9 protein-coding genes and 2 pseudogenes are annotated in these 9,804 nt (G+C 58.2%); all 11 read right to left on the reverse strand.

Going from position 1 to position 9,804, the window contains the following annotated elements; translation table 11 throughout:
* Positions 1-397: 397 nt before the first annotated feature.
* Positions 398-607 carry a hypothetical protein gene (locus H8B02_RS40950; protein WP_229171366.1) on the reverse strand — a complete coding sequence of 70 codons (210 nt, stop codon included), beginning with the start codon at positions 605-607 and terminating at the stop codon, positions 398-400.
* 59 nt (positions 608-666) lie between these two features.
* Positions 667-1,050 carry an ATP-binding protein gene (locus tag H8B02_RS40955; RefSeq protein ID WP_229171374.1) on the reverse strand — a complete coding sequence of 128 codons (384 nt, stop codon included), beginning with the start codon at positions 1,048-1,050 and terminating at the stop codon, positions 667-669.
* Between the two features lie 11 nt (positions 1,051-1,061).
* Positions 1,062-1,245 (reverse strand): annotated as a pseudogene (locus H8B02_RS40960) (IS21 family transposase); the annotation flags it as partial.
* A gap of 52 nt (positions 1,246-1,297) precedes the next feature.
* Positions 1,298-1,855: pseudogene (locus H8B02_RS40965) on the reverse strand (AMP-binding protein); the annotation flags it as partial.
* Positions 1,856-2,660: 805 nt separating this feature from the next.
* The gene (locus H8B02_RS40970) at positions 2,661-3,422 is read right to left on the reverse strand and encodes a hypothetical protein (protein WP_229171367.1); all 762 of its coding nucleotides are present in this window, start codon (positions 3,420-3,422) and stop codon (positions 2,661-2,663) included.
* 101 nt (positions 3,423-3,523) lie between these two features.
* Complete coding sequence (locus H8B02_RS40975; protein ID WP_229171368.1) at positions 3,524-4,147, reverse strand: hypothetical protein; 624 nt, start codon at positions 4,145-4,147, stop codon at positions 3,524-3,526.
* Between the two features lie 142 nt (positions 4,148-4,289).
* Positions 4,290-5,996, reverse strand: a complete 1,707-nt coding sequence (locus H8B02_RS40980) for a UvrD-helicase domain-containing protein (protein ID WP_229171369.1) — start codon at positions 5,994-5,996, stop codon at positions 4,290-4,292.
* Positions 5,997-6,001: 5 nt separating this feature from the next.
* A complete protein-coding gene (locus H8B02_RS40985) occupies positions 6,002-7,828 on the reverse strand; it encodes an ATP-dependent nuclease (RefSeq protein WP_229171370.1) in 1,827 nt (608 codons plus the stop codon).
* Positions 7,829-7,898: 70 nt separating this feature from the next.
* On the reverse strand, positions 7,899-8,114 hold the full coding sequence (locus H8B02_RS40990; protein ID WP_229171371.1) for a helix-turn-helix transcriptional regulator: 216 nt from the start codon (positions 8,112-8,114) through the stop codon (positions 7,899-7,901).
* Positions 8,115-8,829: 715 nt separating this feature from the next.
* Complete coding sequence (locus H8B02_RS40995) at positions 8,830-9,210, reverse strand: hypothetical protein (protein ID WP_229171372.1); 381 nt, start codon at positions 9,208-9,210, stop codon at positions 8,830-8,832.
* Positions 9,210-9,804, reverse strand: a 595-nt coding sequence (locus tag H8B02_RS41000) for a restriction endonuclease (protein WP_229171373.1), incomplete at its 5' end; no start/stop codon positions are given. The genes H8B02_RS40995 and H8B02_RS41000, both read right to left, overlap by 1 nt.

Raw genomic sequence — 9,804 nt, forward strand, 5'->3', positions numbered from 1 at the left:
AAGATGACGAAGACCGCATGATTGACGCATGCGCGCGGGCTGGCAAGCTGCGCACTTGATTAAGTTAGCTCGGTACAACGTCGTGCGACGCAGTGCCTGACCTGTTGAAGGTGCAAGGAGAAAGCGCTCAATTTGTGCGTGGCGTACGGAACTTTTTCTTTTAGTGCGAGCACAATTGAATTACTTGAACCTGGTAATGCGTAGTCGCCTTCGCGTCACCTCCATTCGATGGAGTAGGCGGATCATCCTCTAGCTTAGTCGCAAGAATGTTCATTCCAGATCCGCCGGGAGATCGGCGGTACCTTGCGGTAGTCTGGCTATCGCTGCCCTAGCGGGCGTTTCCTTCCTTGACTTGGCCGCCGATCCTAAGGGGTCGGCGGTTCTCTTCGGCGTCAGGTCATAGCATTGAGGAATCGCGGATCAATCTGCAATCAAGTGCCGCGGTGCTCGCCCCTGTCACTCCCGCATCGTCGGCATCAGAATTGGTGGGAATACGGCGCTCGATCTCGATCGCTTTAGCGCCGGCCAGCGATTTTCGCAGCTTAGTCAGCGCTGGAGCGATATTTCTGGCCACCGGCCTCTTTCTTAAATTTCTCGACATCTTCATCCAACGCCTCATCGAGAAGCCGACCAGCGATGCCCTTCTTGTTGTTTACACGCAGGTAATCACTGAAACTGGTCAAAATAGCCGCATAGTTGGTCGCGGTATTTGTCGCTACTTCGTTTTTGTACTCTTTGACGAGAGCCGCGTCTTCGGGATAGCGCGGATTGGGATCTCGCCCGTCGCCCGAAGGTCCGCAGATGATCAATTGCCGTAAGGAGTCTCGTGGGATTCCCCGTTCCGCTGAACTTGCGCGCATCATCGCCCATCGACTCCTCGTTGAGCCGCTTGTCGTGACGCAGCGATACTTCGTGTTCGAGCAGCGACGCGAGCCATTCGGCGTGACCGATGCTCGCGGCCTCGCCAGTGGCCTCGATGTCGACAAAGGCTTTGGCCATGCCGTGGAGGCCGAGCGCGTTGAGCCGGTCGAAGGTCGGATGGGTAAGCAAGGGATCATCTCCTAATCGTAGTAGCGCGGTCCGCGGATGTTGGAATGCAGGATCGGCAGGTCGTCTGCGGAACGCTGGGGAAGCAGGACGCCGATCGAGGTTGTTGGCGAGGATCGACTTGACCGAGCCATAGGTGCGCGCGCCGATGTCGATCGCCCGCGCGGCTGCCGCGTCCAGGCGCTCGCGCCCGTAGGACGCGGCGCGCATGGGTCAGAGGAACCGTTTTGGGCCGCGACGTACTGCCGGATGTCATCAGGATGAATGCGTCGTCAGCGCTGGACGCAAACCCATCGTCAGGCAGCCCTTGCGGCGCCCGATCGGCAACACTGAACGCGCCGGCCGCCTGGTCGGGCCGCATCGACACGTCGATCACGGGCACGCCCTGGATGCGGGCGGCGCGTCGGCAGGCCGAATTCAAGTCAGCGTGCGTCAATAGCGCCGCCAGGTGCAATTCGCCGAAATATCGCTGGTATTCATCACAGGTGAAGCCGGGATTGAGAGGTACGCGAACCGCGCCGGCTGCAACGGTGATCGCCGCCACTGCAGCCTCTGGTCCGTCGGACAAGACCACCGCGACCCTGTCAGTTCGGCGCACGCCAAGGTTCCGCAAGCCGAAAACCACGTCCTTTGCCTGCGTCCACAGCGCGCCATACGTCATCGGGAGGCGTCCAGGAGTCAGAATCGCGTGGCATTCCGGCGCATTTTCCGCAAGCGCGACGAGGAGATCTCGAATACAGGGAAAGACGCGTCGGCTGACGCTCTTACGTGCGGTACTGTTAGGCAATTCCTTGATGATGTTCGACATGCACCCTCTCCTGGTCAATGTCGGTCTGCATCCTGCGCTGTTGAAGCCATTTCGCAGCCCTCGAACAATCGAGAGGCGAGAGTAATGGGTAGCGTAATCTGGCAATCGATTGCAGGCGCGTCGGCGGCGCTGGAGGCGAGTTGCCCGACCGGAAGCATCTCACAAAGCACAAATGCTTATAGCAGCATGTTGAGTCGCTGTCCGGCTCTGCCGACGACCGCCTTTTCGATCGTCAGTGGCATCGTCATCGCCTGGATGGCCGCGTCGAGCCCGACCTGGAGCGCCTCCCGGTCGCGCTGCTGCGGAACAAGATGCTCTTTCCGAAGACGGTCCAGCTGCTGGGCGTCTCGCTCTCTGCGCTGCGCGACGACGGGCAGGAAGAACCGCAGCTCGGCTTGCCTGTCTGAAGGGGCGACACTCGGTATTATCGATCATTCGACTTTGATGCCGCGGTTGAGGAAATTTTCAGAGGGTGAATTCCTGTTTCTTCACCGCAGCAAATCGGGCACCCCGATGTCCGACGCCACGCTGAACCGGGCGATCACCGGGCTGCGGGTGGACGGTGTCACCATCCACGCTTCAGAAGCATGTTCAGCACGTATTTCAACAGCCAGCACGCTAATCCAGACGTGGTCGAGAGGTGCTTGGCCCATGCGCCGGCCAAGAGGTGCGAGCGGCCTATAACCGGCACGAATAGCAGAAAGAACGCCGTGAGATGCTGCAGCAGTCGGCTGACCTGCTGGCTGCGGCAGTCCTGAAAGCCCGCAGCGTGAAAGCTTCCGAACTATCTTACTCTGTGAGCTCCTCAGCCAAGATTCTCTAACGTAATGAACCGAACCCCGTACTCGGACGACAACCAGTTCCTGTTAGCCATATCGAATATTGACAGTCCAGACGCTCGGCCGTGATCGTCAGTGCAGATGATGTCATTCCCATAAGCGATGTGTGCGGCAACCAATTCTGCGTCCGCCCACTCCGCACATGACTTGCTGAGCGCTTTTTCATTTTCCGACTTGACGGCCTGCCATCCACCTATCGCATCGAATATGGCCTTGCCGACACCGCGTGCCTCAATCCGTTCCATAACCGCAATCTGACACTGCTCGCGCTCGTTCTGGTTTCCCTTATCTTCTTCGAAGATCGGCCTGGCACCGTTGTTTAGGGGAGAAGGCAAGCCTAGCCACGTCACACCGCGAAGAACCCTTATCCCAGTGTCGAGCGCCAAACTCAGTTTTTCAGCCTGCGCATCGGGCAGCCCGGGGTGCAGGTTGTTGTCTGGTCCAATCAACATAATCCGGAGATACGGCACGCCATCCCGCACCACGGTATCAAACGGAAACTGCACATCCATGGCGGACTGGGCGAAATAGGCTGACCGCTCCTTTTTTCGGATAGCTTCTATACGGAATGCTGCTTCGCTGATGAAACCGAAAATTCGTCCCCGCAACAAAGCCTCGCGAATGGCAATCCATTTCTCATCCCGTGGGGCAAAAATCTTTTCCCAGGCATTGCTGTCGAACGTTACGCGCATCCATGCACAGTCTTCATAACGGGCGGTTAGCGCCACTAACTATCATATTGCTCGAAATCCAGGCCGTGGACGAATGAGTCTACTGGTACTCCGGTGGCGTCGCAAAAATCGAGGATTTCGATCCACGGGTTGATCTTCTAAGGATGCCGACCGGCGAATTCGACGAAATATTCTCGGTAGTTATGCCCCTCATTGATCCATCCCAGATTATGCGCCTCAAGGACGCGCATGCAGTCCTTTAGCTTTGTACTGCCGATCTGGAACGCACCCATGACGTCCTCTACCAGCAGCTTATCGGTGTTCTGCCGCCGCATACGCTCAGCGAGCTTGATCGCAAAATCCCGCTGTTGCAGGGGCAACTCCTTGAGCTTGTCAATGAACTGGCAGATGCCGTCGATTTCCTCTTGAGTTTCGGCCAGCCCATCGCTCTTCGTCACGTCCGCCAGGCTCTTCAAAGTTTTCGGGTAGCTAGGTTGGCTCGCTTGGGTGGTGTCGGTGAACTGTTCAAGAAGCTGCCGCTCAGCGCGGCGAAACCGGTCCTCGTGTTCTTTCCTGAATCGACGAAGCGTCTGGGCGGTGTAGGTCTCCACATTGGGGCGATAGTCGATGATGTCGTCGTGTTTTCCGCAAACCAGAAGGAGGTTGTTGAACGACCGCCGGGCCTCATTTGACATTTTACTGTTAAACCGCGGTCCCCCCTCCTGTGCAGCTTCGATGTGAGCGATCTTGCCCAGCATCGCGCCGGATTCATCGACCAGCACTGGTTGCCGCTGTAGGCGAACAGTTTCTTGATCGTGCTTGGCGTCGCTTCTAGTCGGACAACTTCCTCTTCAGGCATATCTATCACTTTTCATTGCTCGTTTGCAGCTATCGTTTCTATCAGGTTAAGAGCGCGGCCGATCCTCATGGAAGTAAGCGACATGGGTCGACTGCTGGAGTCATGATGGTCGCTACGCGCCGTGCTCGTGTGGCGGCGACATGCAGATTGAATCGGGCGGATCGCTCCCCCTCGGCGCCAGATCGTTGGATATACCTCTGGAAGACGCCTTCGAAGACGATGACCTCGTCGAATTCTTTGCCTTTGGCCTTATGAATGGTCATCGCCGTCACGCCCTGGTGTGGGCGCGTGGTCGCCGCGAACTGATCATCGACTACTGCAGCCGCTAGCAAGGCACGCGCATCCCGGTACGCTCCATCTGTCCGCCAGGCTTCCGCCAGTTTCGATTCAATCTGGGCGCCGCGGTGCAGGAGTCGCATGTGGCGCGCCTCCTTCGCAACCGTGCGGAATTCCAAGCGGTCGCTAGCGTTGAGCTGGGCACGTATGGTGCGCCAGTCAGTCATCGGATCTCCGGAAAAGACCAACGCGGCGACGCTATCCAGCAGATTGCGAACACCGGGCCCGATGCCGCGCGCGCCAAGCCGTCCTAATCCGTGAACTCGAACATTGGCTGCGATCTCGGTGTACCGGCCTGCCCTCCGGATGGCCGTCGCCGATGCCCCTTCACTTCGACCTAGCTCGAAGGCAGCCAGAGCGTCCAGGATGGCGCCAGCATGCTCCTGATCGCTTACGCGCGGCTCCAGAAGAAGCGCAATGAGGTCGGCGGCGAGCATCGGTCCTTCGGCGGCAACGAGAATGTCGACGGGATAGCTGGGCAGGCCATGGATGGCTTGGGCCATGTAGTCGAAGACGCTCACGGCCAGGACGTTCGCCGGGACGAGGACGGCGAGCGACCATTCGGGATTGCGACGGAGCCGGGCGACGGATCTCAGAATCTCTTGCTTCAAGGGGCGCAGGCTCTGACCGCGATAGCGCGTGATAGTGACGCCAGTATAAGCCGGTGCCCGGAATTCGCCGGTAATGATGTCGTTGGCAAATTGAGTAATGTCCGTGCCCGCACTCCTATTGTTCTCACCAGCGAAGTCAAAGGGCGTTGGGCTGAATTCCTCATTATATTCGTCGAAGCGACGAGGATGCGCGCCCTTGAAGTCGTAGATTCGCTGCTTAGGATCTCCGAGCGCGATGAGGCGGCTGTTTCGTCCCAAGCCGGCAATCATGGCCCATTCGTCTGCGTTCGTATCCTGAAATTCATCGACAATGATCAGAGGGTAAGCGCGCCCATAAGATTTCGCGAGTATTGGGGCTGTCTGAAACAGTTCGGTCAAGAGAACTGGAAAAAGATCGAAAGCGACCAGACCATCTCGTTCGAACAGCTGCCGTTGCCGCGCCGTCCGCGCGTCGCCCTCGAGTCCCGCAAGATGGGCGCGGGCCTTGGCTGGCAACAGCAGGGAGACGCCCTGCTTCTCGCACAGCAGATAGCCGTGACTCTTCAATAATGTCCAGGCGAAACCGTGATAAGTGTTGATCTCGATGCGCGACATCATCGCGCGCGGCAATGTCGCCGTGGCATGTTCGGCCACACGAGCAACCGTTGCCCGTGCGAAGCTCAGGAAGAGCGCCTTCCCGATAGAACCGAGCCGCCCCGCCTCCAGGTCAGCGCAGGCTTTAGCAAGCGCAATGGTGGTCTTGCCAGATCCAGCGCCGCCACGGACAAGGATATTGCCATCGGTGCGCCGTAACCGTTGCCTTTGTTCGCATAGAACCAACGGCATCGCAACTACCCGAAGATGCCATTCGGACCTGGTGGCGCGGGCGGGGCCGGAGGTGCCGGTGGCAGGGCCATGCCCTTCAGCGCCGCGATAGTCCGCAGCATGGTTTGCGGGAAATTCGTGAGCCCGCAATGCTCGAAGAAAATTGTAAGAAAGTCATCGCCCTTCTTGTGTTTGAAGAGCGCCAGGAATGCATCTCGATATGCGTCATCGGGCGAGCCTGGAAATGGCAGCGTATCGTTGAGTGCTGGTGGCCACTCATTACTCTCGACGAGAAAGCGGACAAACCAAGCTTGCGCTCCAACCCAGACCTCTGCTGACAGAAGATGCTCAAAGCCTGCATAGGGCTGCTCGAATGGCGCATCACAGGAAGCCACAATGGCGTCGCGTGCCGCGCGCTCCTGCTCGTCAAATATCGACGCAACGGACTTCCCAAGTCCGCGGAAGAACGCCGCGAAAGGAGCAACTCCACTTTGACCGCCCGCGTCGAACGGCACCCATCCCAGAGTATCGAGCCGCTCATAGTTCGCGGGATCAATCTCGGCAGCCTTGCGTGCGGCCGCGCTGTAAGCAACGAGCTCCGTCTTCCCTTCGACGACGATCACGCGGCGCGCAAGCAAAGCCTCGCAGAAACGGGTGCGAAAACCGTCGCGAAAGCTCTTGAGCTTAAGATTGTCGGGCAGCGCAATGTCCGAGGAAGTAAGAACTCCCTCCGAGTTTCGGGACATTACCGTCATCTGCTCGGGCTGAAACTGCTCGATCACGTAAGGCGAGTGTGACGTGAATAGCGCCTGGGCCGCGATTGCCCTCACCTTGTCGACGACACGCTTCTGGACGTGTGGCGGCAACGAAAGCTCCGGCTCCTCCATCGCAAAGATCACACGCCCTTCGCGGCGCTCCGCAATGAGGCTGAGCATTGCAAGGACCAGAGCGTTGATTGTACCGGAGCCCTGATGCTGGAAGGGAGCGGCGTAGCCCGGGACGCCTGTGGCGAGAAATGATTTAAGGACGCGGCGAAGGTCTTCTCGCGTCAGCTCGGAGACCCGAAGATGAAGGGCATCGGCCCATTCGCCGGGAACGATGTTGCGCATGGCGTCTCGGATCGCCACAAGAATACGCCCAAATTCGGGGTCGCTGGCACCCACGACATCCAGATCGCGAAGCTGTCCGAGTAGGCCCTCCCACATGCGGGTGCGGACCTCGTATGTCTTGAGGATGACGTCGAGGAGTGAGCCTCGCTCCATCGACAGGGCACGAGTACCTGTCCGAAGTGCGCGAAGATGAAGGAAGCCGAATTCCCTCTTGTCGCCAGAACGGCATTCACTGAGCATTGTGCCATCTGCCAAGCGAGGCACCGCAAACCGCGTCTTTGCGGTGAAGTCGTCATTTTCTGGGTCGTAGGCTCCTTCAAACCGAACGCGAACTGCAGGCTCAATGCCCGGTTGTCCGACGACGGCGCCCTGACCTGGCCCGAGAAGCCTGCGATCAGCCTGGCGCCAGAATTCGAGATTGTTGCGAAAGCGTGTGCATTGCTGCTCGTCGAGGCCGGTAATGACAACCTCGACAACGATCTGCTTCGAGGGTGCTCCCTCTGTTGGAAGATACTCGCCGCCGTAGAAATCGTGCTCGTCGATCGGCTGAGCGCGGGCCAATCGGTCCGGTCCGATCGCGAGCTCTATGGCCTCGAATATGGTGGATTTTCCGGTATTATTGTCCCCGAGCAGAACTGACGTTCCAGCGAAATGAACATCAGCACGCCTAATCCCCCGAAAGTTCTCGATGTGAACGCGAGCAATCCTCACAAAGCCCCCCGAATCCCCAATGGCTTTTGCCACTAGGGATAGCAGCTTCCAATCGGCTTGTCCGCAGGTTGGCCACGCCAGCGAAGGGCTTTCGTCTCAGCCTTTAGTCCTCCCACGTCTCGTATTCAGCGGTACTCTGCGCGGTGCGCCGCTTCTCCCAAGCCTCAACCTCCTCGATATCGTAAAGAACGCTGCCGCCAATTTTGGTGAAGCGCGGCCCCTTCCCGCTGACTTTCCAGTTCGCGACGCGTGCGATCCGAGGTCCCGCTCCCCAGCGCTCTGCCAGTTGATGCGGATCCAGGAATACCTTGTCGGTCATGGGCCGGCGGCGGTCTCCCCAGCGGCGCGCTGGTCTGCCTGTCGGCTTCAGCTCGCTGGTTGGCACGTTCTTCGAGGACGGCCTCGCTCTCGGCTGCTCTGAGCTGCGTTTCCAGTTCCGCGAGACCTGCGCGAAGCGATTGGGTGCATTCGCCCAAGAATAGCTGGGCCTCTATCGCGGTCTTTGTCTCCGCGATTTTGGACTGCAAAACTTGAATGTTTGTCATAATAGAGCTCATCGTCTGCTTTCAATGGATGAGCAACGGTTCTTCAACGGTCGCTCAACGGATAAGCTCATGGTGTCGTCACGACGCGCCGGGCGCATAGAAATTTGTTCGTGGGACGGGCGATGGAATTCCAGAAAGCAGCGGCGAAGCTGGTGGCCTCATATCAGCGCCAGCCGGCCGCTGAACCAGTTGCGTTTCGCGCGCGCTGACGCGTACCGCCAGTTTGTCGAGGCGGCAGCACAGGCCGGATTTACCGGACCAGACGTTCAGATGGATTCAGATTTTTCTGAACGGTCGCTGGAATGGGTGGCGCGAGCGGATGATGGAGCGTCGCGCCGGTTTGTGCACACCCTGATACGGTGCGACCGCTGGAATGGGGATTATCCCAACGCTGTGTGGCTGGCGTGCCGGTCTGGCACTATGGAAGTGTTAGTGGAGCGGCTGTCGGGGTAGCCAGAATGGGCTCCAGTAAATCACTGGCGCGCGGTTCTATCTTCCGTTGGGCTTGAACAATCTGGTTTCCGAGACGCGCTGCTGAATCAGCTTATCGTACGTCTCCTGTCCCAGATCCTCCTTGAACGAACGTATCGGCATTTCTTCGACCATATATTTTCGCGTTTCTGCGAACGCGGCATCGCCGCCGTCAGGCAGTTCATCGAAGCCTTGGTGCGCACGTTTACGTAGCGCCTCGAAGCGATCAAGCTGCGCCCTTCCGTAATCTCCTATCCATTCGAAGTACTCGCGAACGCCATCCAGCTTGAGCACGGGCAAGTCCCACCGCCCCTTGGTTGCTCCTGGAAACCCCTCATAGACGCTGACTTCGATTGGGCCTGAGACATCATAAGATTTGGGGCCACCGATAGTGGCCATCAGGACAATCCGGATGTCAGCAAGCACGTCAAGCAGCTCTTGAGTGAGGCCGGTAGCGCTGAAAAACATGGTGTTGTGAATTGGACCTGGAGCAAATTGATCCAGGTAAATCCGATCAATAGCTCGCAGTTCTCCGATAAGTTTGTCGGCAATTTCCGATTTGTGGAGGTACCACTGGCGTCCAATTTGCGCTGTAGCTCATCCCAACTGAGAAGGTGGATGTTTGTGCTGCTTGCCGCCTCGTACGCTCCGCTCTGGAAACCCACCTTGGAAATGATGAAGCCGGTGTTTGCTCCCGCTCCGCTCATGATTGTGTGAAACGAATGGACCGTATCCTGCGGAACTGGCGACTCCCAGTATTTGCACTCAACGAGCATGACCTGGTTAACGCTGGCGCGAGGATCGTGGATGTAGACGTCCACCTCTTTGCTTCCTCGACCAGCTAACTTCACCGTGAGGGGTGTGACTGCGTCGTAGCCCATCTCTCGAAAGAGCATGGCAACTTTGTCTTGGAGGTCGCGCCAATCCTTGAGTTGGCTGGTGGGGATGAACAAGGCTTTACCGGACGTTGAACATTGCGAGCGTCGGATAATC

The organism is Bradyrhizobium altum, assembly GCF_020889705.1.
GTDB classification, from domain to species: Bacteria; Pseudomonadota; Alphaproteobacteria; order Rhizobiales; family Xanthobacteraceae; genus Bradyrhizobium; species Bradyrhizobium altum.